The 23,487-nt window shown below is 69.4% G+C and carries 17 protein-coding genes; 8 read left to right on the forward strand and 9 right to left on the reverse strand.

The window, feature by feature from the left end; translation table 11 throughout:
* Positions 1 to 15: 15 nt before the first annotated feature.
* Positions 16 to 801, forward strand: a complete 786-nt coding sequence (locus tag WME98_RS15520) for an iron-containing redox enzyme family protein (protein ID WP_437951984.1) — start codon at positions 16 to 18, stop codon at positions 799 to 801.
* Here WME98_RS15520 and WME98_RS15525 read toward each other — a convergent pair.
* Entirely contained in the window at positions 773 to 1,849 is a 1,077-nt protein-coding gene (locus tag WME98_RS15525) for a response regulator transcription factor (RefSeq protein WP_437951985.1), read from the reverse strand. The genes WME98_RS15520 and WME98_RS15525 overlap by 29 nt on opposite strands.
* Before the next feature lie 666 nt (positions 1,850 to 2,515).
* On the opposite strand from WME98_RS15525, the gene WME98_RS15530 reads away from it, so the two are divergent.
* Entirely contained in the window at positions 2,516 to 4,054 is a 1,539-nt protein-coding gene (locus tag WME98_RS15530; RefSeq protein ID WP_437951986.1) for an SBBP repeat-containing protein, read from the forward strand.
* A gap of 72 nt (positions 4,055 to 4,126) precedes the next feature.
* Here WME98_RS15530 and WME98_RS15535 read toward each other — a convergent pair whose 3' ends face one another.
* Positions 4,127 to 5,092 (reverse strand): DsbA family protein, encoded by a 966-nt coding sequence (locus WME98_RS15535; RefSeq protein WP_437951987.1) that lies wholly within the window; start codon positions 5,090 to 5,092, stop codon positions 4,127 to 4,129.
* Between the two features lie 112 nt (positions 5,093 to 5,204).
* Positions 5,205 to 6,095 (reverse strand): hypothetical protein, encoded by an 891-nt coding sequence (locus WME98_RS15540; protein ID WP_437951988.1) that lies wholly within the window; start codon positions 6,093 to 6,095, stop codon positions 5,205 to 5,207.
* Between the two features lie 346 nt (positions 6,096 to 6,441).
* Here WME98_RS15540 and WME98_RS15545 point away from each other — a divergent pair, with 346 nt between their 5' ends.
* Genes WME98_RS15545 through WME98_RS15555 form a run of 3 tightly spaced genes read left to right on the forward strand, consistent with a single transcriptional unit; the run spans position 6,442 to position 9,252 of the window.
* A complete protein-coding gene (locus WME98_RS15545; RefSeq protein ID WP_437951989.1) occupies positions 6,442 to 7,398 on the forward strand; it encodes a c-type cytochrome in 957 nt (318 codons plus the stop codon).
* Positions 7,399 to 7,405: 7 nt separating this feature from the next.
* Positions 7,406 to 8,266, forward strand: a complete 861-nt coding sequence (locus WME98_RS15550) for a DUF692 domain-containing protein (protein ID WP_437951990.1) — start codon at positions 7,406 to 7,408, stop codon at positions 8,264 to 8,266.
* A complete protein-coding gene (locus WME98_RS15555) occupies positions 8,263 to 9,252 on the forward strand; it encodes an HvfC/BufC N-terminal domain-containing protein (protein ID WP_437951991.1) in 990 nt (329 codons plus the stop codon). Before WME98_RS15550 ends, WME98_RS15555 begins: the two co-directional genes overlap by 4 nt.
* A 56-nt stretch (positions 9,253 to 9,308) precedes the next feature.
* Here WME98_RS15555 and WME98_RS15560 read toward each other — a convergent pair whose 3' ends face one another.
* A complete protein-coding gene (locus tag WME98_RS15560) occupies positions 9,309 to 12,302 on the reverse strand; it encodes a penicillin acylase family protein (protein ID WP_437951992.1) in 2,994 nt (997 codons plus the stop codon).
* A 524-nt stretch (positions 12,303 to 12,826) separates the two neighbouring features.
* Here WME98_RS15560 and WME98_RS15565 point away from each other — a divergent pair.
* Positions 12,827 to 13,705 (forward strand): hypothetical protein, encoded by an 879-nt coding sequence (locus tag WME98_RS15565; protein ID WP_437951993.1) that lies wholly within the window; start codon positions 12,827 to 12,829, stop codon positions 13,703 to 13,705.
* A 201-nt stretch (positions 13,706 to 13,906) separates the two neighbouring features.
* Here the strand turns inward: WME98_RS15565 and WME98_RS15570 are convergent, their stop codons facing one another.
* On the reverse strand, positions 13,907 to 15,010 hold the full coding sequence (locus tag WME98_RS15570; protein WP_437951994.1) for an alpha/beta hydrolase family esterase: 1,104 nt from the start codon (positions 15,008 to 15,010) through the stop codon (positions 13,907 to 13,909).
* 1,478 nt (positions 15,011 to 16,488) lie between these two features.
* On the opposite strand from WME98_RS15570, the gene WME98_RS15575 reads away from it, so the two are divergent.
* On the forward strand, positions 16,489 to 17,115 hold the full coding sequence (locus WME98_RS15575; RefSeq protein WP_437953985.1) for a glycoside hydrolase family 11 protein: 627 nt from the start codon (positions 16,489 to 16,491) through the stop codon (positions 17,113 to 17,115).
* A 125-nt stretch (positions 17,116 to 17,240) separates the two neighbouring features.
* On the opposite strand, the gene WME98_RS15580 is transcribed toward WME98_RS15575, so the two are convergent.
* Genes WME98_RS15580 through WME98_RS15590 form a run of 3 tightly spaced genes read right to left on the reverse strand, consistent with a single transcriptional unit; the run spans position 17,241 to position 20,934 of the window.
* A complete protein-coding gene (locus WME98_RS15580) occupies positions 17,241 to 18,641 on the reverse strand; it encodes a hypothetical protein (protein ID WP_437951995.1) in 1,401 nt (466 codons plus the stop codon).
* The gene (locus tag WME98_RS15585; protein WP_437951996.1) at positions 18,625 to 19,851 is read right to left on the reverse strand and encodes an MFS transporter; all 1,227 of its coding nucleotides are present in this window, start codon (positions 19,849 to 19,851) and stop codon (positions 18,625 to 18,627) included. Before WME98_RS15585 ends, WME98_RS15580 begins: the two co-directional genes overlap by 17 nt.
* A gap of 6 nt (positions 19,852 to 19,857) precedes the next feature.
* Positions 19,858 to 20,934, reverse strand: coding sequence for a TauD/TfdA family dioxygenase (locus WME98_RS15590; protein ID WP_437951997.1), 1,077 nt, complete (start codon positions 20,932 to 20,934; stop codon positions 19,858 to 19,860).
* A gap of 1,085 nt (positions 20,935 to 22,019) precedes the next feature.
* Here WME98_RS15590 and WME98_RS15595 point away from each other — a divergent pair.
* Positions 22,020 to 22,523 carry an SRPBCC family protein gene (locus WME98_RS15595; protein ID WP_437951998.1) on the forward strand — a complete coding sequence of 168 codons (504 nt, stop codon included), beginning with the start codon at positions 22,020 to 22,022 and terminating at the stop codon, positions 22,521 to 22,523.
* A gap of 166 nt (positions 22,524 to 22,689) precedes the next feature.
* On the opposite strand, the gene WME98_RS15600 is transcribed toward WME98_RS15595, so the two are convergent.
* Positions 22,690 to 23,322 carry a glutathione S-transferase family protein gene (locus tag WME98_RS15600; protein WP_437951999.1) on the reverse strand — a complete coding sequence of 211 codons (633 nt, stop codon included), beginning with the start codon at positions 23,320 to 23,322 and terminating at the stop codon, positions 22,690 to 22,692.
* Positions 23,323 to 23,487 lie beyond the last annotated feature (165 nt).

The raw sequence follows: 23,487 nt of genomic DNA on the forward strand, positions 1-23,487 counted from the left end.
GAACGGAGGAACACCATGGCAACGAGAATGTTGGACTGGATCACCACCCTTGATCAGGAGGTCGCGGCCCTGCTCCTCCGCCTCGATGCGGATCCCGCGGCCCGCCGGCTGTACGACGGCGCCACGACGGCCAGCGAGTACGCGGCGTTCCTCGAGCAGATTTATCATTACGTGCGCTGGACCCGCCCTCTGTGCGCCCAGGCCGGCGCGCGGCTCTCGGCCAGGTGCGTCGGGCACGCGAGCGAGGCCTCTGCGGCGGATGGACGCGTCATCCTGGCGCCCCTCCTGCTCCGCAAGGCCGAGGAGGAGTCCGGGCACGAGCAATGGGCCCTCGACGATCTCGCCGCGCTCGGGCGCGATCCGGAGGCCGTGAGGCGCGCGGAGCCCGCGCCGGCGACACAGGCCTATATCGCGTGGAACCGCTACACCGCGGAGGCGGGCGCGCCCGAGGCCTTCCTGGGCACGGCCTACGTGCTGGAGGCGCTCTCGGCCCGCCGCGCTGGAGACGCCGCGGCGCGCCTCGTGGCACGCGCCCGCATCCCTGGTATCGCCGGTGCGGTGCGCTTCCTGCGGGGGCACGCCGACGCCGACGAGGGGCACGTACGCGAGCTCGCCGCGCTGCTCGCGACGATCCCCTGCCCGGACGCGCGCGAGGCCATCCTCCTGTCGGCGCGGGTCACGCGGGCGCTCTATCCGGACATGATCGCCGGCGCGCTGGCCGGCGCGGCCCGGCAGAGCGCGGCGGCGACGAGGTGGGAGGCGCCGAGTCACGTCAGCCTCGCTGCGCCGCGTGAGCCATGAGACCTGTACGACTCGGTACCCCCAGGGCGTCGTAAACCCGCTGCAGGTGCTTCTTCACGGTCGCCGGCGTGCACCCGAGGTCCTCTGCGATGAGCGCGTTGTCCCAGCCGCGCAGAACGCGCTCCGCCACCTCGACCTGCCGCTCCGTGAGTCGCCCTCTCCACGTCGCCGGGGCCGCCGCGGCCGCCCGCTCGCGCAGCTCCACCACCCACAGCTTGCGCCCTCGCTCGACGAACGGCACGAAGTCGGCGCGCAGCTCGCCGCTGGATGCTCGTCGCGCCCAGGGGGCGGCCGGCGGGCCGGAGGCGGGCGCGGCCGCGGCGGCGCCGAGCGCGGTGGCGAGCGGCGCGGGGAGGGCGCTGGCGCTCCGCTCCACGGGCGTGAACCAGCGTCCGAGCAGCGCCTCGGCGCCCGCGCTGCGCGAGAGCACGGACGCCGGCGGGGCGACCACCAGGACCTCCATGCCCTCGCGGCGGAGCGCCGCCTCCAGCGCGTCACCGCGTCGTATCGAGTCTCCGAAGCGCCTGCAGCTCCGCGTCGCGGCCGCGATCGAAGGGGCGAGGTGCTGCAGGAGGGCCCGGTCGCGATCCGAGAACGGGCGCCGCCGGTCGCGGTAGAGGGTGATCCCGCCGTGCCAGCTCGGCTCTACCGCGAACAGGATCGCCATGGCCTGCTCCAGCCGCATCCCGAGCTCCCGGCTGCGCCGGTACATCACGCTCCGCTCGATGGCCGTGCGGGGGAGCATCTCGCTGTCGCGCAGCACCACGTTCGGCTGCGCGATCACGGCGCTCCGGACGAAATCGTGCGGCGCGAGCGCGCCGTACCCCGCGAACAGCTCCGGCGGTAGATCGGCGACGGCCCAGTCGTACGCCGTGGGATCCTCGGGGAGCGAGACGCAGAGCGCGCCGTGGTCCGCGGGCACGAGCTGGCAGAGCACGCCGTACGCCCCGCGCAAGACCTCGTGAAGATCCAGCGAGCTGTGCAGGGTTTCGAGGAGCTCCCACGTGATCCGCTGCTCCCGCGCCGTCAGGTGGATCGAGGATCGCATCGGGGGTGGAGAATATCCGATGCACGACGCGTTGTGCGCGCGCGTACCACCAAAGGGGTACAGGGCCGCCCCGGGGGCTTGGAAGCCCGACCTCGAGGTCCACCTGGCCGATCCGTCCGGTCCACAGCCCTGACGTGTTCCCACGGTTGTATCGAGGATTCTGTCGCCGCCGCGCAGCGCGCAACGCGCGACCACGCCGCGCTCCCGGCTGCGCCGATGCCGCAGCAGCCCTGCGTGCTCGATCGGCCCGAGGGTTGTTTCAACCCCCGAGCTCCGGGTGCTGATGGAGGGGTTGTCCATGGAATCAAACCCGCGGCACACGCGTGGCGCTCTGCGCGCCACGATAACGTTTCAACATACATCCTGCCAACAAGCGGACCGATGAGCGAAGGGCGTCCAAGATCAGGATATCGATGGTACCTGCCCCAACGCTTCGGCGCGCTACTCCTAAAGTGGCATTCACGCGACCCGCGCGGCGACTTATCCTGACGATGTCGATCGATTGTCACGGCACGCACGACGCGCCAGGCCGGCACAACCGACGGCGCGCTCTGGCGGAGGTCATGCATGATGCTAATCGCGAACTCGGAGCTCAGCGTCCCGACTCCTGCCGCTGGGCATCGCCCAGCGGAACCAGCGCGCAGAAACACACGACGGTTCAGGCCGATGATATCGTTGCTCCTCCAGTGCGCAGCAGGATGCACTCCGGCGACGACTTGGTATGACGATTATTCGTCTGCCAATGTTTCAGCGGCGTCGGGAGGGATCGGGGGCAACCACCTTTACGACGGTCATGAGGCGAGCGGGGGCTGCGGCGCTGAGCTCGGCGCGAGCGGCACCTCCTCCTGCGACGCTCCGGCGATCGACGGCTGCACGTCGGTGGGCAACGAGGGCTGCGGTGCCTCCATGGTTCGCGGCGAGCTCTCCGCCCACGTCCACCGCATCCGAGCCGCCGGCATGCAGGTCCCCACTGACATCGCTGTAGACGGCGACGGGAGCACGATCATCGCCGGCAATTTCGACGGTTCTCTCGACATCGGGGGAGCGCGGCTGGTGGGTCATGAGACGGATGACATATTCGTCATCAAGCTCGGCCCGAGCGGTGCTCCAGTATGGAGCAGGAGCTTCGGCGACGACGACCTACAGCACGTTCAGCGAATCAGCACGGACGCGGACGGGAACGTCCTCCTGATCGGCCATTTCCAAGGGACGATCGATCTCGGCGGAGGTCCGCTCGTGAGCGCGGGAGCGCGGGACATCTTCGTCGCAAAGCTGGACCCTTCGGGGAGGCACGTGTGGAGCAAGCGCTTCGGCGGCGCCCACGATCAGCTCGGGCGCGGCATCGCAGCGGATCGAGACGGAAACGTGCTGATCGCCGGCACCCTTTGGGGCTCTGTTGACTTCGGCGGCGGGATGCTGAAGAGCGCCGGATGGGATGACCTCTTCGTGGCCAAGCTCGACAGGAGCGGCGAATACGTGTGGGCCCGGACCTACGGCGATGAGGAGACGCAGGAAGCGTCGGATCTGACGGTCGACGGACAAGGCAACGTCGTGGTGACGGGCTACGCCTTGGGCGTGGTTGACTTCGGCGATGGCCCGACCGTGGGCGCGGGCATGCCGGACGCGATCCTCGTCAAGCTGGACAGGAACGGCTCGACGCTTTGGAGTCACCGGTTCGGGGACGAGGGCACGCAGCTCGGCCACAGCGTGGCCGTCGACGACGAGGGGAGCGTCGTGATGGCGGGCGCGGCGCGCGGATCCATCGATTTTCCGGACAAATCATTTCATAGCGCCGGCGGCTACGATCTCTACGTCGCCAAGTTCAACGCTGCCGGCGAGCTCCTGTGGCACCGCCAGTTCGGCGACTCTCAGGACCAGTCAAGCATCGCCATATCTATCGACCGCGCTGGCGCCGTGCTGCTCACTGGCTCGTTCGAGGGGCGCCTGGACTTCGGATGCAGCCCGCTGGTCAGCGCAGGCAAAACCGATGCATTTGCGGCCAAGCTCGACCCTTACGGCGGCACCCTGTGGAGTTGGGCAATGGGAGATACGGATTCGCAGGCAGGGATGGGGATCAGCGGCGCCCCCGATGGCAACGTCATTGTCACCGGCGAGGTGTCGGGGGCAGTCGGCTTGAAGTTCCACCCGTTACCGGCTGCTGGCGATCTGTCGTCGGATATATTCTTGGCCAGGTTCCGACCTTGAGGCGGTCGCGATGGGGACCGCCAGTCCACGACCGCGATCGCGTGCTATCGCGCCCAGGCTGGCCCGCGGATCTCACCGCGCGCCCGGCGCTCCGGCGCCCCCGCCGAGGATCGCGAGCTCCGTCGCGATCCACCGGTCGAGCTCCCCCTGCAGGCTGAACAGCGCCAGATCGAACTCCCGGCCGTTGACGACGATGAACGGCGTCCCCGAGAGCCCCGCGCGGTCGGCCTCGGCCTTGTCGCGCGCGATCACCCGGGCGGCCGCCTCGCCGGCCATGTCCGCGCGGAACCGGGCCATGTCGAGGCCGACCCGCTGCGCGTAGCCGAGCAGGTCCTTCTCCTCGAGCCGCTGCTGGTTCTCGAACAGGAGCCGCTCCATCTGCCAGTAGCGGCCCTGCGCGTGCGCCGCGATGGCGGCGCGCGCCGCGGCCTCGGCGTGCGGGTGCGACCGCAGCGGGTACACCTTGTGGATCAACCGCACGTTCGGCGCGTGGCGCTCGAAGATCTCGTCGAGGAGCGGGACCGCGCGGCCGCAGGAGGGGCACTCGAAGTCCGACCACACGACGATCTCCACCGGCGCGCGCTCCGGCCCGCGCGACGGCGAGTCGGCGAGGTCGATCTTCTTCACGTTCGGTCCGAACCGCACGCCGTACGCGGCCTGCGCCTCGGCGGCGCTCGCGCCCCCGCGGATCTTGTCGGCGACGAGCTGCGCGGCGGGCACGCAGGCCGCGCAGGGGCGCGACTCGCGGACGCACTGCGCGAGCGACACCGCCTGCTCGGCGCACGGCGCGTAGAGCTGCGAGACGAGCTGCCACCACGTGTGGCGCTCGCGGCGGACGAGCTCGGCCGTGTTCACGCCAGGCAGCTCCTCCGGCTCGCCGCCGGGCGCGTCGAGCGGCGCGGCGCCGGGAGGACCGGGGAGCGGGACCGCGGGCGCGTCCGCGAACTGGGGATCCTGCCGCTCCGCGCCGCCGCACGCGGCGAGCGCGGCGAGCGCGATGAGCGCGAGCCGTCGTGCACCTGATTTCGGAATGAACACGCGCGGATGCTACACCCCCGCGGCGGCCGAGCCAGGCCGAAGCGCCGCCCGCGTCGCGCGCCCTCGCGGCGGCGCGGCACCTCGCCGGCGCGCCCGCGGCGCCGCTACCCCTTCAGAAGGCGCCGCCGAGGCCGAGCGTGGCGCGGTCCGGCGCCAGGGCGACGTGCGGTGCGAGCCGGAGCCGAGGCGAGCGGAGACGGATGTACTCGTAGCTGTCGGCGGTCGAGCGCTCCTCGCGCTCGAGGACCGCGATGTCGATGATGTTGGCCGTGAGGAGGCCGGCGCTGCTGCCGAGCATGATGCCAGCCACCTCGTCCCACCCGCGGGCGTCCACGGCTTTGCCGGCGAGCAGGCCGACCATGCCGCCGCCGAGCGTGCAGCCGGCGTTGAGGCCGAGGCTGGCGAAGCCCTTGCCGAGGTTGCCATTGGCCCAGTGGGTGACCGGACCGCCGAGCGCGAAGGTGCTGACGGACCACCAGGCGAGCACCTCGTTTTCCGTGCCGACGGCGATGGGCACGAGGATGGCGGTCCCGCCGAGCACGAGGAGGTGCTGCCAGCCGTACCAGACGCGCTTCGGCCCGGGCTGCTCGCCCGCGGGAGCGCCCTCGAGCAGCCAGGGGCTCGTCGTCCAGGCCGGGAGCGCCTGGGGAGCTCCCGGCGGCACAACCCCGGTCGGTGGCGCCCCCGACGGCGGCGCGACGCCGTCGCCCGGAGCTGGCTGCGGAGGAGATACGTCCGTCGCGGGCGCCAGGTGCATGTCCGCCGCGCCGCCCGGCGCCGTCGCCGGCGCCATCGGCGACGCTGACGGCGCGCCGGCTGGGCCGCCCTGCGACGCGGCAGGCGCTGGCTGCGACGCGGCAGGCGCTGGCTGCGACGCGGCAGGCGCTGGCGAGACCCGGGGCGCGGGACCAGACGCCGGCTGCATGGCGGCGACCGGTCCCGCCGCGAACACCACGGCCGCTGCACAACCGAGCCGCAGCCCCCCGCGAAGCATGCCTGTCATCCGGCGCTCCTCTTCCTTCTTCGACGCTCGCAGCCCTTGTACTTCCTTTCGCTCGGCCGCTGCACGCAAATCGGGCCCCGCGCCCGCGCCCGCGCGAGCGGCGAGGACGGCTCCTGCGACGGCGCGCGCCGTCGACCCCAGCGCCACGCCGACCGCGCGCAGGTCTCGCACGCGGCGCCGAACTGGCGCGCAGCCGCCGCTCCTCGAACGCGATGCACCAGCGATCGGACGGTAGGCCTGCGACAACTTGCCACATATTCCGCGCGCGCCAGCCATGCCTAAATGCCCTGCGCCGGGCAGCCGGCAAGCGCGCGCAGCGCGCTCCTTCGGAGGCAGGACGACCACCATGACCCAATCGCCGGGATCCACCTTGCTTGCGCTGGCGCTCGCCAGCTTCGCCGCCTTCGCGCCCGCTTGCGGCGACGACGACAGCGTCAACCCCATCTCCGGAACCGGCGGCGCCGGCGGCGAGGAGCCCGCCGGGACCGGCGGCTCCGACACGGGCGGCGGCGAGCCCGTGGATGACGAGGACAGCGACCACGACAGGGACGGCTTCACTCCGCGCGAGGGCGACTGCGACGACTTCAACAACACCGTCCACCCCGACGCCGAGGAGCGGAATCTCGATAACGTCGACTCGAACTGCGATGAGTCCGACGCGCCGGTCACTACGCTCGTGTGGAGCGCCGGCCCGGAGGACGATCTCGTGGACGCGATCGACGTCATGGACGAGGACGGCGATGGCCAGATCTCCCTCGAGGAGTTCGCCGCGGCGTGCGCGGAGTCCGCCATGCTGTCGGGCACCGCGCGCCCCGGCCTGGTGCAGGTCCACGCGTCCTGCGCCGGCACGAACAGCTGCCGCGGCATGGTCTATCAGACATGGAATGAGCTCTACGAGCACGCCTGCCGCGCCATGAACAGCTGCGAGGGCTGGAGCTGCGTGGAGACCGCCGAGGACCAGGATCGCGACGGCCCAGCGGCGTTCGGGGACGGGGGATGCACCCACTGCCACTCCGGCCCGGCGGGCACGTTCGGCGTGAAGGTGCCGCCCGGCGAGGACGTGGAGGCCTTCGTCGCCGGCTTCTGGGAGCGCCGCTCGGACACGTACCTGCAGTCCATCATCGCGTTCGGGATCGACGGCGTCGCCGCCGAGGGCATCGCCTACTCGAACATGCCCGGCGCCTATCACCTGCTCTCGCGGGCCGAGATCGACACGCTGATCGCCTACCTGCGCACGCTGACGCCGGAGGGCCACCCCTTCGAGCAGCTGCCGGCTGCAGAGCCGATCGACCCGAGCCCGTAGCCGGCCGATGAGCGCGCCGCGAGCCGCCGACGACGACCGAGCGCCCGACGCGCGCGCTCTCCCGTGCGACGCGCTCGGCCTCGGGCTGCGCCCGCCGCACTACGAGGCGATCGAGCGGCTCCGGCCCCGGCTGGGCTTCTTCGAGATCATCGCGGAGAACTACCTCGGCGCGTCGCCGCTGCCCCGGGAGCGGCTCCGGCGCATCGCCGAGCGCTACCCGATCGTCGCCCACGGCGTCTCCCTGAACCTGCTGGGCGAAGCCCCCCTCGACCGGGATCACCTGTCCCGGCTCCGGGATCTGATCCAGGAGTTTCGCATTCCCTATTTCACGGATCACCTCTGCTGGACGGCGTTCGAGGGCATGACGCACCACGATCTGCTGCCGGCGCCGTACGATCCGGAGCTGATCTCCTACGCCGCCGCGCGGGCGTCCGAGGTCCAGGAGGCCCTCGGCGTCCCCTTCGGGATCGAGAACCTGTCGTCGTACGTCGCCTGGGAGCGCGACACGATGCCGGAGTGGGACTTTTATCGCCGCGTGGTGGAGGAGTCCGGCTGCTGGGCCATGCTGGATGTCAACAACATCTTCGTCTCCAGCGACAACCACGGCTTCGATCCGCGCGAGTACCTCGACGGCGTGCCGTGGAGCCGGGTCTTGCAGGTCCACCTGGCCGGACACCAGGTGTTGCCCTCGGGCCTGCGGCACGACACGCACGATCGTCCGGTATGCGACGAGGTCTGGTCGCTCTACGAGGAAGCGTGGCGGCGGGGCGGCCCTTTTCCCACGCTCCTCGAGTGGGACGCGGAGATCCCGCCCCTGTCCGTGGCCCTCGCGGAGCTCGACAAGGCGCGGCGGGTGCGATCGGCATGAGCCCGAGGGGCGGAGAGCCTCCGCGCTGGCTGCGAGAGCTCCAGCGCGACTTCACCGCGGTCCTCCGCGCGCCGCTCGACCCGGGCGCCGGGCGCTTCCGCGAGCGGCAGGAGCGGTATCCCGCGCGCCTCGTGGCGCAGCTGAAGGGCGGCCCGGGGGGCCCCGCGCCGGCGGAGCGGCTGGCGGTCTATCATCGCCAGTACTGGATTCGGCTGTTCACCGCGCTCCAGACGAGCTTTCCCCGCGTGGCGCGGGCGGTGAGCCACTGGCACTTCAACCACCTCGCCGCGCTGCACCTCGCCGAGCGCCCGCCCCGCCACGCCGACCTCGACGACGCGACCCGCGGCTTCGCAGAGCGGCTCCACCGCGCGCTCGAGCGCCTCGACGGTGCGGGCCCGCGCCGACCGCCGGAGCGCCCGCCGCACGGCGACGCGTGGTGCCGGCGGGTCGAGCTCTCCAGGGCTCCGCTCGCCATGGTCCGCCAGGCGCTCCGCATGGACGAGGCCGAGCGGCGCGCCTACGAGTCGCCCTTCGAGGGGCTGTGGCGGCCGACGCCGGAGGAGCTCTCCCGGCTGGCCGGATCGCGGCTGCGCTTCGCGGTGTCCTGCTCGCTGGCCGAGGAGGACTGGGACCTCGCCCGCTTCTCGCAGCTCGCGGGGGCCGATCGGGACGAGGACGCGCCGGAGCCGATCCGTCGCCACCCGTCGACCCGGACCTGGGTCTTCGCCCGGAGCGCCGCCGGCACGACCACGACCTCCGTGGATCCGCTGTTCGCCCGGCTGCTCGAGCGCTGCCGGGAGCTGCCGTTCGGGCAGGCCCTCGCCGCTGTCGAGCAGGGCTGCACGGCCGCGGAGGCAGCGCAGCTGCGCGCGGACCTGCAAGGCTGGATCGCGCTCGCCCTCGCGAGCGGCTGGTGGACCGGCCTCGCCGGCGGCGAGCCCGGCGCGCGGCCGGAGGGCTCGAGCGAGGCGCCGAGCCGGGCGTGAGCCTCCCCGGCGAGTCCCGCCCGCCGGCCCGGGGCGGGCCTCGGCGGACGCGCCGGCTACGGCGCCTCGACCACGGTGCGCGACTCCTTCGCCTGGATCACGTCGGGGAGCAGGAACGGCACCAGGCGCGTCTGGTTCTTTCGCCAGAGCTCCGCCTGATCGCGGAAATGTGGGCTCTCGGCGTCCCAGACATTGCCTCCGGGAATGGCGTTCCACGCCTTCGGGCCCGCCGGGTCGAGCTCCACGACGAGCCGTTGCGACGGGCCGTGGACGTACCGGAAATCCGGTGACTCGTCGAGCGCCCACGAGAGGCGATAATCCGAGGAGTCCACCGCGAACTCGTCGCCGCCGCGCGGAAAGCCGCCGCTCCAGAGAGGATCGCTCGGCGGAGGGATGCTGAGGCTGCTGAGCAGGGGGACGAGCGCGTCGAAGGTGACCGTGTGAAAGGCGCCCCAGCGGGGCGCCGCAGCCCCGGAGCCGCCCTGTCGATCGAGCCAGGCGAGGGCGTCGAGCAGGGCGCGCAGCACGCGATCGTCCCTGGACTCGGCCGCTGGCGTGCCCATGTCGTCCCACAGCGCGCTGTCCTGCACGGCCGGATCGAAGGTGGCGAGCTGCTCCCGATCGGCGGAGAACAGGTGGAGGAGCGCCTTCGCCGACATCTCCCGGGAGAACGACGAGAAGCCCATCTGGCCGAGCTCGTCGCCCAGCACCCGGCGCACCACCCGGACGAGCCAGAGGTTGAAGACCAAGGTCGCCTCCGAGGCGCGGGCGTCGACCGCGCCGGGGCCATCGCCCTCGTCCGCGAGCGGCATGGCGGTATCGAGATCGACGCCGGCGGCCGCCTTGTAGTCCGCCTCCTTGCCCCAGCCGTCGAGGAGCGCCCGCAGGGCGACGAGGCGCTGCGGTTCGTATGCGGCGTCGGCGACGATCGCGGTCACATCGGGGTGAGTACCGGGCGTCTTGCGCTCCTCTTCGGCGCGGTCCATGGCGCGGAGGAGGTGAGGCACGAGCCTCGCGCCCAGCGCCGACTTGATGTCGCCCTGGATCGCCGCGCAATCCTCCGGCGACAGAGGTCCCTCGTGGGCATCGATCCGCTCCTGGATGCGGCCCTCGCGAAACCCGATGTCGAAGCTGCAGCCCAGGTACATGGGGGTGCCGTCGGGGAGCGCGCCGTTCGATGGATCGTTGTCCAGGGAGTCCCCGATGGGGTCGTTGTTCGCCGTGGCGATGTATCCCGCCGGCGGGTTCTTCGCCCGGGGGATGAGGTGCTCGGGGAGCGTCCCGGTCCACTCCGCGGTCCCGTCGCCGGGGAGCACCATGCAGGGGAGGACGCCCGTATAGGTGGCCGCGTCCCAGGCGAACGCCTCACGAGACCGCGTCGGGATCGCCGCGTGCGTCGTCCAGAGGATGTCGCCCGCGGCGTCGCCCATCACCCAGTTCTGCGCGCCGACGCTGAATTTCGAGAGCGACTCCTGCGCCTCATCGACCGAGCGAGCGCGCAGCAGGCCGAAGATGGCCTCCAGCTCCTTCGTCGGCTCCAGCCCCGTCCAGCGGACGCTGAGCGCCCCCACGGCCGGGTCCGGATCCACCACCGCGTGGTCGACGATGGTCGGCAGGAGCGGGCCGTGATGGGGCACGATCGGGACGCGGTAGGTATAGGGCTCCCTGCCAGCGATCGCGATGACCTCCTCGACCGTCTGGAGGGGCACTGGATTGCCCTTGAAGAGCACGGCCTTGCCGTCGGGCGTGAGCGTCTCGGCATAGACATCGGTGACATCGTACATCGCGACCGTCGCTCCCCACCCGACGTGCTCGTTGTGGCCCAGGATGATCCCCGGAATCCCGGGGAAGGTGACGCCCCCGACGTGAACATCGCGGCTCGCGTCCTTGCCCTCGGGCGCGGTGACATGGATCGAGACGGCATACCAGACGGCCGGCGCGCTCAGCGACAGGTGGGGATCGCTGGCCACGAGCGCGTGCCCCGTCGCGCTCCGGCTCGCGTGGATGGCCCAGTTGTTCGAGCCGAAGCCCTCCGGGGCGATCTTGCTCCTGGCGCGCTGGACCGCGCTCAGGTAGCCGGTCAGCGACGACATGAGCTTCGCGCGGGCCGGCGCGGCGCGCCCCGGTCGTCGCGCGCGAGGCGCTCTCTTCGCCGCCTTGTCCTCCGCCTTCCGGGCCTTCTCCCGCGCCGGGGAGGCGGGATAGCCGCTGCTGGTCACCGCGGGCTCGGAGGGGGCGAACCTCAGGAAGTCCCGCTCGAAGCCGGCGCGCTTCTGCGCGAGCGGATCGGCGCCGCTCGACGCGAACGTCGTCCGGGCGGCGTCGAAGAACTGCTGCGTGGTGATGTCCAGCTCGGCGTCGAACGACAGGAGGTAGCTGTGAAAACGGCTGATCACGAGCGAGTCGACGCCGCTCCAGTCGGTGAACGCCTTGGCGGGTATCCCCGTCGCGCCGCCGGGGAGGAGGATGTCCCCGGAGCGGATCTTCCTGAACACCTGGGTCACCCCGTCCGCGTACGCGTCGAGCATCTGGCGGAGCTCCCCCTCGGGGAGCGCGTCGTACTGGGCCCTGGCGATCCGACCGAGCCCGACATGGCGGAGAGCGATGTCCTGATCGATGGTGGTGGGATCGAGGTCGCCGAAGAGCTCTGCGAGCCTCCCCTCGGCGGTGCGCCGCAGGATCTCGAGCTGAAGCGCGCGGTCGCGCGCCGTCAGATACCCTTCGACGCGCATCGCGTCCACGAGGCTTTCGGCATAGATATGGGGCCTACCGTCCCTGTCCTCGACGACATCGACGGCAGAGAGCAGGCCGTCGATGGTGAGCCGCCCGTCGACGGGCAGATCCGGCCGATCGCCGAGCGGACCGAACGTCGCGGAGGAGGGCGGGCTGCCGTCGGGCGCGCCCGCGTCGGGGCCCGCGTCGGGATCGCTGGGCGCGCCCGCGTCGGGCGCGCTGCTGCCGGGACCAGGGTCGTCCGAGCAGCCGAGCATGCCCGTGAGCCCGGTGACCAAGGCGAGGACGCAATGTGCCGAAGAGAATGACAGTCGCATGAACGCTCCTTCATAGGATGGAAGCGAGCCACCGCGGCGGTGTCGTCGCGCGACGCGGTGGCTGGAACGGCGCGTCGTCGAGCGAGGTAGGGTTCGGAGCTCCTTTCGCGGTAGCATGGGCCAGGGCACGACCGGCGAGAGGGAGCGTGGCTTGGCGCGGTGTCTGGGCCAGCATGACACGCGGACGCCGCCGCGGCCCCGGTGCCGGACCGCCGCCGCGCCAAGCTGTCTGCGCGCTGTTCGCGTTCGTCGGAAAGCGGCGGACCCCGCCCCCGCTTCCCGCGGAAGAGCAGCGCGCGACGAGCTGACCGGGCCGGTTCCATCGCGCCCATCCTGCACCAGCTGACCGACGTTGGGGCTACGGCGCTTCGCGCAGCGCTTACTCGTGAGCGGCCGAGGTGTGGCGCCCCGTTCACGCGTCGCGTCTCGCGCCGCGATTTGGGCGGAAAATCCGCATGGATCGGGGAGGTACGAGCTTTGCTCCCACCGCCGTCATGAGGAACTACTTTCGTTCGCTGGTTCTCGTGGGGGCTCCTTTCATCTTCGTCGCGGGCTGCGGCGGATTGGACGGCGACGCGATCGCCGAGCCCACCGCGGCGCCGGCAACCCCGTCGACTCCGGCGGAGGTAGACACCACCTATGAACAGATCGGGCGCGGCTGCGGCGACGACGGCTTTCTCGTTCGCTCGCTGGCGCACGTCCCCGCGCTCACCACCAACAACCTCTGGATCGCCCCAGACGACGACGCCGCCGGCCTGGCCGCGTCCAAGAACGACAATGGCTGGGGAGCGAGCGTGGGCGTCTACGAGCTCGGGTTCGAGTCGAGCGGGGACAACATGGAGAGCCGCTCCGCCGAGCAGGCCGCACGATGCGACGCGGTCAGCGAGATCTTCGACCCGGTCGGGGACGGCGCGCGGCACCGCTTCCTCAACGTCCTCGTCTACGCCGGCGATCACCCGCACGCCGAGGCGATGCCCGCCGAGGGTCTCCCCGCTGCGGTCGAGGCGCCGGTCCGCCTGAAGGGCTATCTGGACGTGGCCACGGGCACGCGCGAGGAGATCGAAGACGGCGTCGTGTACCGGGACGCGCAGCACCAGTACGTGCCCATCTACGTTCGCTGCGAGAAGCCCATGAAGATCGCCCACGAGGAGCGCATGTTTTCTCGCGAGGAGGTCGAGGCGCTGAAGATCGACACCCGCATCTGTCGCCCCGTCGCCGAGGACGGCTACGGCTGCCTCTTCGAGCGCCCGCAGCCGATCGAGGGTGCGTGCACGTTCGTGGCGGCCGACGCGAAGTACGTGGCGACGAGCGGCGAGGAGCACAACATGTCGCTCGGTGGCCGCATCGAGCGCGGCGAACGACTCAGCTACAAGATCACGGTCGACCGCTTCGCCTTCCACTGAACGAGGGTCCTCGGTCAGGGAGCGTGACGTCGGAGCGCGTGCACGTGCACCGGGATGCGCTCGAGGGCGCACCGAGCAGCCGCCCGATCAGGCTTGATTTGCCCACGCGCTCGGAGGCGGCCCCTCTTCCCCTTGCAGGCGAGACGCCCCGAGCGCGGCGCTACGCGCGGGCGAGCGTCCCGCCCGCGGCGAGGGCGTCGGTCAGAACTGCTTGAAGAATTTCCACGACTCGATGGGAATCCAGTTCGGATTGCCGTCGATGTTCGTGTGCCCGCCGCCGAAGGTGCACACCCGCGTCGGATGCTCCGGATCGCAATCCTTGAAATCGTAGCAGCTGTACGCGCCGTTTGAAGTCGGGATATTGTCCGGAATCGTGCAGCCGTTGTCTTCGGCCTTTTCGAGGGCGATGAACTTGGCCCCTCTCTTCTGACCTTCGTTGTTCACCCAGGGGCAAGTCCCGTCGCTCATGCCCGTCGTGTGCATCCAAGCAATGGGCTTACGTGTCTTTTCAGGCAACCAGATGTTGTAGTTGGCCGGGGCGATGCCCACGGCCGCACGGATTTCCGCTTGATGGTTCGTCGACAGCGAATAGGTGATCATCCCTCCGAAGCTGAAGCCGGTCGCGAACACGCGGGTCGTGTCGTAGCAGACATTTTCATTCATGAACGCCATGATGTCGTCGAACAGCGCGTGGTCCTTCTCTTGCCACGTTGGACCGTCCGAGGAGGGGGCCACGAAAATGGCTTGCTCTCCGTCGGCCTCCAACTGCGGTTTGAGAAAGTAGAAGTCTTGATTCTTGACGTCTTGGTAGCGGCTGCCGATCCAATGTGAGGTGTAGAACAGCCGGTAGGGCTTGTTCATGTCGTAGTTGCGGGGCATATCGACGTAGTACACGCGATTTTGGCCCGAGCTAGAGATCGTATACTCCTTGGACGTCAACGTGGTTGCCTTGCCGCACCCCGCGCTCGGCACAGGCGCGTTCCCCATGGGAATGGCTCCTTCGGGCCAGCCACCCATGCCATTACCGCCGCTGCCGGTTGGCTCAGCCCCGCCACCCCCGCCGCTGTTGTCACCGCCGGTCCCAGCCGCGGTGGTGCTGCCAGAGGTCGCAACGCCGCTGCCGCTCGCGCTGCTGCTAGACGTCGCAACGCCGCTGCCGCTCGCGCTACTAACGGAACCACTGGTCGCCGTCGCTCCCCCCCCTCCCTCGTTGTTCGAGTCGGACTCGGCGGGGGCGCACGAAATCGCGACCCAACTGGCAAGGGTGACACAAAAGGCGAGTCGGCTGAACGTTTGATCTTGCATCACAGGTCTCCTACGTACCGGAATCAGGTGAGAATGAAACAAAACGATCCGAGCGTATCAACGGCGACCCGCCACACGCACCTCAGGTGACAGAGCGTTCCTCACGGGATCCGCCTCCCTGGCAAAGTGCCTCCCACCCGGCTCAGACGAGCCCCCGGACGGGGCCGATGTGATGACACCGGTGCGCCCGAGGAGCGTCTCAGCGCGGCCCGCCGCGACATGGGTTCCCTCGTTCCCGAGCTTGCCGTCCGGTCGCTTCGCCAGCATCGCCGGATTCTTGAAAAAAATCATCTCCGGTGGACAGCGCGCAGGATTTCACGACAGCCGTCGAACAAGCGAGGGCTGTCGCGTCCTCTATTGGATCGCTCTTGGCAAGACGCCGATCACCATCGATCAGCAATCGCTTCCGCGACGACCGCGCGAACAGGATCGGTGTAAAAAATCGACCGAATGGATCAGATTGACGAAGAGCTCGGTACTCAGGAGGACCCGACCAAACCGAAACAAAAGGATGGCCCTCGACTGGAATGTGAACGTTAACATTGTCGGTGTCAATTCCAATCGACCGGCCCGCGGGTATCTTCGGGCCCGAGGGAGGACATGGCGGGCAGGGCTCCTTCGGAGCGCCGCGTTAAGATGGGTGGGCGCCGGACCGCGGCCATCGCCGGACGGCACGACCACAATCGTACTGCCAGCGTGTCATGTCGCCGCGGCCGATGCGGAAACCGTGCCGCCATGGTCACTGAGCCCCGGAACATCGTCCGCTTCCTCTCCGCGCTCGGCGAGCCGACCGATGTTCCAGCGCGCTCTCCCAGCCGGGGACCACCGTACTGGAAAAGCACCGTTGTGCGCCGCAGGGCGCTCGGTGTCGACGCCCGGTGACGAGCGCCCGCGCCACGGAGCTCGGGGGTGGTCGAGCTGGCGGATCGCGGCGGGCGGCGGCATCGGCGTTGACAGCCGCTACGTGAACGTTCACGATGAGACCTCATCCTTACGCTTTCCCCTGAGTGGGCCGTCATGAGCACCGGGACCTCCGTCATCGGGATCGGGATCGATCTCTTCACCGGCTCCCATTGTTCGGTCGTCGCGGACACATGCAGCGGCGCGTTCGCGGGCGCCGCGCACAGGCCTCCACGACAGGTCCACTGTGCATTTCTCGCGTGGCCGCTCAGCTTCGAGCAGATCGAGTCGCTTCACGCCGAGACTCGCGCGCCTGGCGCGCCGGGCGATCGCGCCCGTCGAGGCCTCGGCCCCCTGTCGGCGTCAAGCCACCCTCGTCACTCTGCATCTGATAATATCGCACCTTCTTGATGACCAGGCCCGGTTGCATTGCTCATTCGGCTTGACGCAACTGCCAGCCCCGAACAATAGATAGGCCAAGAAAGGCGATCGCCATGAACAACATCACCCGTCTCGGCATGTGCTCCGCCTTTGGGCTCCTACTGACCAACTGCGTCATGGATGGCGCAGAAGTGGACATGAACGAGACCGATCTGACCACCGATCAAAGCGCTCTCACGATAAGCGCGAACAAAACCGGAACGGACGGCCAGTGGTACACGTTCTGGAAAGATGGCGGGTCGGTCAGCATGAATCTGAACGGCGGCGGCAACTACGCTGTCAATTGGGCAAACGGCAACTATAATTTCGTTGGCGGCAAGGGCTGGAGCACTGGGTCGTCGAGCAGGAACATTGGCTACAATGCCGGCGTCTGGTCGACGGGCAGCAGCAATGCATATCTGACGCTCTATGGGTGGACGACAAACCCACTCGTAGAATACTACGTCGTTGACAGCTGGGGCAGCTGGAGACCGCCGGGCGGAACGCCGGCGGGCTCAGTCACCACGGACGGGGGCACCTACGACCTGTACAGGATGCAGCGGGTCAACGCGCCCTCCATCATAGGCAATGCGACGTTCTATCAGTACTGGAGCGTCCGAAGGTCGAAGAGGCCCACCGGGACCAACAGCACCATCACGTTTTCCAATCACGTAAATGCTTGGGCGTCAAAGGGGTGGAAGCTTGGCACTCACAGTTACCAGGTGATGGCGACAGAGGTGTTCAACCCCTCGAGCAGCGGCAGCTCCAACCTGACGGTGTGGTAGAAGCAACGTACGGGGCCATCGACGGCGCCATCCCAGGCCGCGCCGCGCGCGCCACGCCCGGTGCCGGTCGCAGAGGGCGGTGTACCGCAGACCGCAGGCAACGCGTCCGCGCAGGGAGACGAGCCCTACCGTCCGGCCACCTGCGCCCTGGCCAGCGCCTCCTCCATGACCGGGAGCCAGCGGCCATGTGTGCGGAACAACTCAAGGTTCCGGGTGATCGACCGCGTGCTCCTCCGCGCGTAACGCTCCGCGAGCACCGGGAATATCCCCGCGCGCCCCGTCTGGGCGATGAGCGGCAGGACCTCGTCCGGCTCCTCCAGCACGTGCATCCCCCATCCGTGGTTGTCGTCGGCGAGGATGTCCTCGACCAACGCGCGCTCGTCCCTGTCCGACCCATCGAGCATGGCCAGCAGGGCGGCTCGGTATACCGGCATGTACGCGATCTGAAAGAACCCGCCCAGCGCGCGGAAGCCCGGCAAGAACGTCGCCGCGAGGAAGAGCAGGAACACATTCGGCAGCAAGGCGCCGCGGCGCAGCTCCTCGATCACGGCGCCTCGTTCGAATGGAACCGGCGCCACGTCCGGAGCTTCCTGCTCCACGAGGTGTCCGCCGCGCAGCGCCATGGCGCGGATCCGATGGTCGCGCACGCGCCAGAAAAAGTCGGTGCCAGACGGGAGCATGCTGCCCATGGTCGCTCCAGCCGCCCGCTCGATGACGCGCATGCCGGCCGCGCGCCGACGGGGCTCGAAGAGCAGGCGGCCAAGCAGGCCGTCCTCCACCTCGAGGTGCCGCGCGACGAGGCGCGTACAGAACCCCTCGGCGAAGACGACCAGCCGCGCCCGCCCCTCCGGCTCCCATTCCTGCCAGAGGAGGCGGTTGGCTGCGTCGACTGCCTCCGGCACGCTGTGATGCGCGGCGCCGCCGAGGAGATCACGCAAGTGGGCGAGCTCCGCGGCGACCGCAGGAGACAGCGCGCCGCTTTCCTCGAGCGCGAAGCGGACGGGCCCCGGGGCGGCGATGGCGCTGCTCCTGGTCATGAGCCTCCGCGACAGGCCAAAGACGTTGATGCACGTGCCCGCAACGCCCAGCCAGCCGGCGCCACGGCCGGGCCTCACCTCGAGCTTGTTCGTGAAGCAGGTGAACCAGAAATAATACCTGCATCCCCGCGACAGCAGGCCGATGCGCGAGAAGATGGCCGTGTAGAACGCGTCATGGTCCAGCATGAGCTGACCATGAGGGCCGGTCTGGATCACGCCGGAGCGCTCGAGCTCGGCGAGCGCGGCCGGGACGTCCTCTGGCGGCAGCTGCGCGCGCAGCTCGGGTCGAAGCGCGTCGGCGAAGAGGGCGCGCGCCTCCAGGCCGAGCCGGCTGCGGGGAGGCCGCGCAGGGCGGTAGACGTGGCGGGCGTAGTCGACGAGCGGCGCGTCGTAGAGCGCGGACAGCGGCTGGCCGACCTCGGGCACGGCGCGGCGCAGCGCCAGCAACGCCGCGTCCTCGGGCAGGCGGGGGCTATCGAGAAAATCCATGGGATGACCTTCTGAATGCGGTGATTGACAGCCCGGCCCAGACCACGCCCAGAAAGACGGCGTAGCCGCGGTAGATGGCCGCTGGCGACGCGAGGTGGCCAAAGGCGCCCAGGTTCAAGTAGAGGACGCCGGAGAGGACCGCCACCCCGACCTGGACGAGGTTCTTGATGCGGCCGATCCTCTCGACGCCGCTGCGCTGCTGCAGGTCGCAGTCCGCGGACACCCGGCCTGTCACGATGCAGAGCCCCATGGTGGCGTAGAGCACCGCAGCGCCCGCGAGGCCGCGGCTCAGGCTGAACGCGCCGGTCGAGAGGCACAGCAGGAGCAGGCTGTGGCGCATCGAGAACCTCTGGAGCGCCCGGCTGCTCGCGGCGCTGAAGAGCGCCGCGCCGACCATCGCTCCGGCCGCCCCGGCCGCGTCGATGACGCCGTACGCGGAGCCGTCGCGCTCCAGCGTATGCGCGACGAAGCCCGGCAGGAGCGTGTTCGTCACGCTGAGCAGGCCGATGAGCGTGGCCTGGAGGACGATGTTGACCTGGATCCCGCGACTCTGCTGCAGGGCCGCGACGCCCTCCATGAGAGAGTCCCGGAAGGACGCCGCGGCTCGGGCGCTCGTCGCCGCCGGGCGTGCCCGCCGGTCGCTGAGCCGGGAGAGCGCGAGCGGCGAGATGAAGAAGCAGACGGCGCTCACGAGCTGCGACGCGCCATAGCCGATGCTCGCCACGACGACGCCGCCGACGCCCGCCCCGAGCATGTTGCCGAGCTGGACCATCGAGGCGGTCCGCGAATTGAACCGCAAGAGCTCGTGCTCCGGGGCGATCTCCATGACAAGCGCGTACACCGACCCCATGAACAGGCGATCGCCGAGCGCGGACAGGATGCCGAAGGTGTAGATCATGGCGGTCGCGCTGGGCGCCAGGTCGACTCTCCACGCGAGGAAGAGGAGCAGGAGCAGCGCGCCCCTCCCCGCGTCGGCGGCCATGCTGATCCTCTTGCGGTCCCACCGATCGATGACGATCCCAAGGAACGGCCCGACGGCGATATCCGCGGCGCTCTGCCAGACAAGCAGCCAGCCGACGGCGTTGACGGCGCCGGTCGCCCTCACGAGCTCCCACGACGCGGCGACGAGGAACGCGCCGCGCGCTACATAGGACGCGAAGACGGCGACGAGGAGCGGGATCTGGCTCATGCGCTGCTCGACGATCGCCATCGGCGCTCAACCGTGGAGCTGAGCCGTCGGGCGGGAGCTGGGCTGCTCGACCGTGAAGGTGGGAGCGAAGACCGCGTCGTCGATCCTCTCCCAGCCATCGAAGTTCTCCAGCGCGTCCGTCACGAAGATGCGCTGCACCCACCTGGACGCGCGCCCCTGCTCGTCGAACGACGCCTTGAAGGCTGTCCTGGCGTGGAGCGTGACGCGGTTGTCGATGCCTAGGAGCTCGCCGGGCGACACGATCTCGTCGATGGCCACCTCCTCCAGCGCCGCCTCGAAGCGCTTCGCCGCGCGCTCCGCTCGAGGGGACAGGATGTCGGCGATCATGTCTCCGTAAAACGCCGCGTTCACCACGAGACCCGCGGGCGTCCGCTCGACGAGCGGGATCGGGCGCGTGGTGACGTTCACGTAGGCGCCGCGAGACCTCCTCCACCTGTAAGGCAGCTTCATTTGATAGGCCGGGCTCGCCAGCGCCGCGCGTTCTTCCGGGCTCAGCATGGATAGCGCCAACCGCGCGTCGCTGACGCGCGTGTACGGCGGGGAGGCGTCCTGACGGACCCCGGTGAGGAAGAGCGCCTTGGGTGAGCAGTCGCGCCCGGTCATGAAGCGGAGGGCGGCGTTCTCGATGTGGAGCCTGAGCTCGGAGGTCGTGCCTAGCCCGCTCAGATCGCCCGACGTCTCCCTGGACGGCACGAGGTTGTTCACGAGGCCGCGCCCTTCGCAGTACATCGAGTACGGTTCGCCGAAGAACGAGGCGATCATCGTCAGGAGGTTCTCGGAAAGATAGCTCGGCTTCTCGATCCTCTTCGCGAGCCCCGCCTGAGGCGGCGGCACAGGGACGTTCGCGCTCGTCGGCAGATTCCCGACCTTGAGCGCGCCGCAGAACACCGGCGGCGAGCGGCCGAGATCCGCGAGCGCCGAGAGATCCGAGAACATGCCCGCGACGCGATCCCGCGCCTTCCGGAGCTGCGCGAGGTACTCCACGTAGCCGTTCTCTGGATACGTTATACCGGCGAGCGTCTCTTCGAGCAGCTCCCGTTCGCCATTCGATAGCGTCTTCGTGTAGATTTGCGTAGATGCCACGATGTTCCTTCCGTCGACGCACGAAGGCCGCGATACCGTCGCAGAGGAGTCGGCGCTCCGCGAGCGGCCGGCCGGCACTGGTGGTGAATGGGTTCATCGACGAGGTCGGCCCATCGCGGCGCCGCCTCGTCGGCAGTCGACGCGGCGGGCTTGGCAACCCGCATACCAGAGCGCAGCGATGCTCCATCGGGGCTCATCAAGGCGTCCGCAGCCCACCCCGTGGCCTGATCGCGCCGGGAATCCGCAGGCGGGCGGCGCGGAGGCGGCGCGGAGGCGGCGCGGGACGTGGACCGATCACGCAGGAGCGGCAGTCACGTGTTGCGCGATCGCGCAAGGGATCGTCGCCCCCGGCGCGAGGAGTACTGGGATGGCGTGGAGGACGAGCAGAACAAGGGAGAGCGAGGAGGGCGCTCGCCCCGCGGCTCCGCAGAGGACCGCTGCGACGTCGGCGTCCACGACCCGAGCGACCCGCCGGCGTCGTTGAACGTCACCGGCAACCTCGGCACCCACGACCCCGCCATCATCGCGCAATATACTGGCCACAGCCGGAGCGCGTCCGTGCATGCAGGCAACAAAAAAAAATCTCAGATCATGTCAATGCTTCAGTCATGGCCGCAACGTAAAGAACGTGTTTCCAGCCAACGTGCGAAATCTCGCGAATTTGGGCCCTGGACTTCCAGTCCCTGCGGCTCTCCACCCGAACAAGCCTGTTGAGCTTGGGTCCCGGATGGCGACCCGCAACCGAGCCACATCAATAGCATTCTGTATAAAAGCTTGATATGTGAATAGTCACATCCGTAACATCTGTTCCATGTCGCCGAAAACGCATATATCACCTGTCGCGAACGGATACGCGAGCCTATCGTAGGACAGCGGCAGGGGGAAGGCAGGAGCTCCGACGGCCTCGATGCTGGCGGCGCGGCGGCGCTGGAGAAGAGAGGCCGCACGCCCAGGCCGCGGCGGTGACGACGCGGAACCCGGGCGCGGTCTCGTCAGCCGACGGCGAGATCGCGTCCGGAACCCGCGGATCGTGATGGCCGTCTACAGGCCTTCCCTCGCAGCGCGGGGGGCCCTATGACGGCGGCATGATCGAGGGGATCAGCGAGGCGGTCATCCAGCGACCGCCGGAAGCCATCATCGACTTCGTGACGGACCTCCATCGATACAAGCTTGCCGACCGGAAGATCGGCCGCGTCCTCGGCCTGCGCCGCGAGGGCGACCGCATCTGGATGCGCCACGACGGCAAGCTGCGCGGCCTCCCGGGGCCGCCGGTGACGCTCGAGATGACGATCCTTGGCCGCCACGCGGTGCGCTATCGCAGCCTGCGCTCGTTCCCCGCCTGCCTGTTCCTCACCTTCGAGGGCGGCTTCGATCTCGACGAGACCGCCGCGGGCACCCGCGTGGTGCATACCGAGCGCTTCCGCTTCTTCGCGCCGTGGCGCTGGGTGATGGATCCGTTCCTGCGTGAATGGCTGGCGAGGGACGTGCGCGAGGAGATGGGGCGGCTGAAGACGCTGATCGAGGCAGAGCACCTCGCGCGCCCGGCGCAGCGCGCTTTCCCGATGAACAACGCGAAACCGGCTCCCTGACCGCAGTTCTCTGTACGATCCACGCGCCGAGCTCAGCGCCGCCGACGGATAGAGCGACGGCGGGAGCAGGCCGCTGATGGGGAAGGCGGCCGCCAGCGCCTCGGGGTGGGTGACCGCCAGGGCGAAGGTCATGATGCCGCCCTGCGAGAAGCCGGTGACGAGGGGGCTAAGCCCCAGGCATCTTGAGGCCGCGCTCGTCCATCACGGCTTTGTTGCGGGCCTCGCTCTTCGCGTACGCCGGGCGGGCTTTGACCCGCTCGGCATATCCGGTGAAGCTCGGGCGCGGCTCGAGCATCTTGAAGTCGAGCATGTACGCGATGGTGCCGCCGAAGATGACGTCGGCCATCGAGAAGTCCTTGCCCAGGACGAAGTCACGGCCAGAGATGGCCGATTCCATCGTCGCGATCATGTCGTCGTAGTTGCCCCAACCGGCGGAGCCGGCGCGGAACTCCCAGTTGCTGGCCTTGGCCATCGAGCCGGGCTCGATGACCGAGGGGGCGAAGAGCGACCAGCGAAAATACGTGCCGCGCGCCGCGTCGTCGAGCTTCGGCGCGAGGCGGCCCGGGGCATAACGATCGGCGAGATAGAGGCCGATCGCCGCGGATTCGGTGACGACGGTGTCGCCGTCGACGAGCAAGGGCAGCTTGCCCATCGGATTGAGCTTCGTGACGTCCGCCTTCTTCTGGTCGCCGGCCATGATGTCGACGAACTTGAGCTCATACTCGACGCCGACTTCCTCGAGCATCCACACGGTGTTGGCGGCGCGCGAAAACGGGTGGTGGTAAAGAACGATGGCCATGGTGGTGTCTCTTTCTCCGTTCGTTCCGCCGGTCGGTCGGCGGCGCGGCGGAGGCTACCAGAGGCCGGCCCCGTTGGGCGCGGCGCCAGGTGCGGCAGATTTGGAAAGCGGTGGCGATCGCCACTATTTCGGCGACCGCTCGTCATCGACCGGCTTTTCTGGCGG

This window comes from Sorangium sp. So ce296, from assembly GCF_051529605.1.
Classification (GTDB): domain Bacteria; phylum Myxococcota_A; class Polyangia; order Polyangiales; family Polyangiaceae; genus Sorangium; species Sorangium cellulosum_D.

What these genes read in the sequence shown, in the direction of transcription:
- WME98_RS15525 (WP_437951985.1), bottom strand. Translation starts at nt 1,849, where the DNA reads ATGCGATCCTCGATCCACCTGACGGCGCGGGAGCAGCGGATCACGTGG.
- WME98_RS15545 (WP_437951989.1), top strand. Translation starts at nt 6,442, where the DNA reads ATGACCCAATCGCCGGGATCCACCTTGCTTGCGCTGGCGCTCGCCAGC.
- WME98_RS15530 (WP_437951986.1), top strand. Translation starts at nt 2,516, where the DNA reads ATGATATCGTTGCTCCTCCAGTGCGCAGCAGGATGCACTCCGGCGACG.
- WME98_RS15585 (WP_437951996.1), bottom strand. Translation starts at nt 19,851, where the DNA reads ATGGCGATCGTCGAGCAGCGCATGAGCCAGATCCCGCTCCTCGTCGCC.
- WME98_RS15575 (WP_437953985.1), top strand. Translation starts at nt 16,489, where the DNA reads ATGAACGAGACCGATCTGACCACCGATCAAAGCGCTCTCACGATAAGC.
- WME98_RS15595 (WP_437951998.1), top strand. Translation starts at nt 22,020, where the DNA reads ATGATCGAGGGGATCAGCGAGGCGGTCATCCAGCGACCGCCGGAAGCC.
- WME98_RS15580 (WP_437951995.1), bottom strand. Translation starts at nt 18,641, where the DNA reads ATGGATTTTCTCGATAGCCCCCGCCTGCCCGAGGACGCGGCGTTGCTG.
- WME98_RS15520 (WP_437951984.1), top strand. Translation starts at nt 16, where the DNA reads ATGGCAACGAGAATGTTGGACTGGATCACCACCCTTGATCAGGAGGTC.
- WME98_RS15560 (WP_437951992.1), bottom strand. Translation starts at nt 12,302, where the DNA reads ATGCGACTGTCATTCTCTTCGGCACATTGCGTCCTCGCCTTGGTCACC.
- WME98_RS15540 (WP_437951988.1), bottom strand. Translation starts at nt 6,095, where the DNA reads ATGACAGGCATGCTTCGCGGGGGGCTGCGGCTCGGTTGTGCAGCGGCC.
- WME98_RS15555 (WP_437951991.1), top strand. Translation starts at nt 8,263, where the DNA reads ATGAGCCCGAGGGGCGGAGAGCCTCCGCGCTGGCTGCGAGAGCTCCAG.
- WME98_RS15550 (WP_437951990.1), top strand. Translation starts at nt 7,406, where the DNA reads ATGAGCGCGCCGCGAGCCGCCGACGACGACCGAGCGCCCGACGCGCGC.
- WME98_RS15570 (WP_437951994.1), bottom strand. Translation starts at nt 15,010, where the DNA reads ATGCAAGATCAAACGTTCAGCCGACTCGCCTTTTGTGTCACCCTTGCC.
- WME98_RS15600 (WP_437951999.1), bottom strand. Translation starts at nt 23,322, where the DNA reads ATGGCCATCGTTCTTTACCACCACCCGTTTTCGCGCGCCGCCAACACC.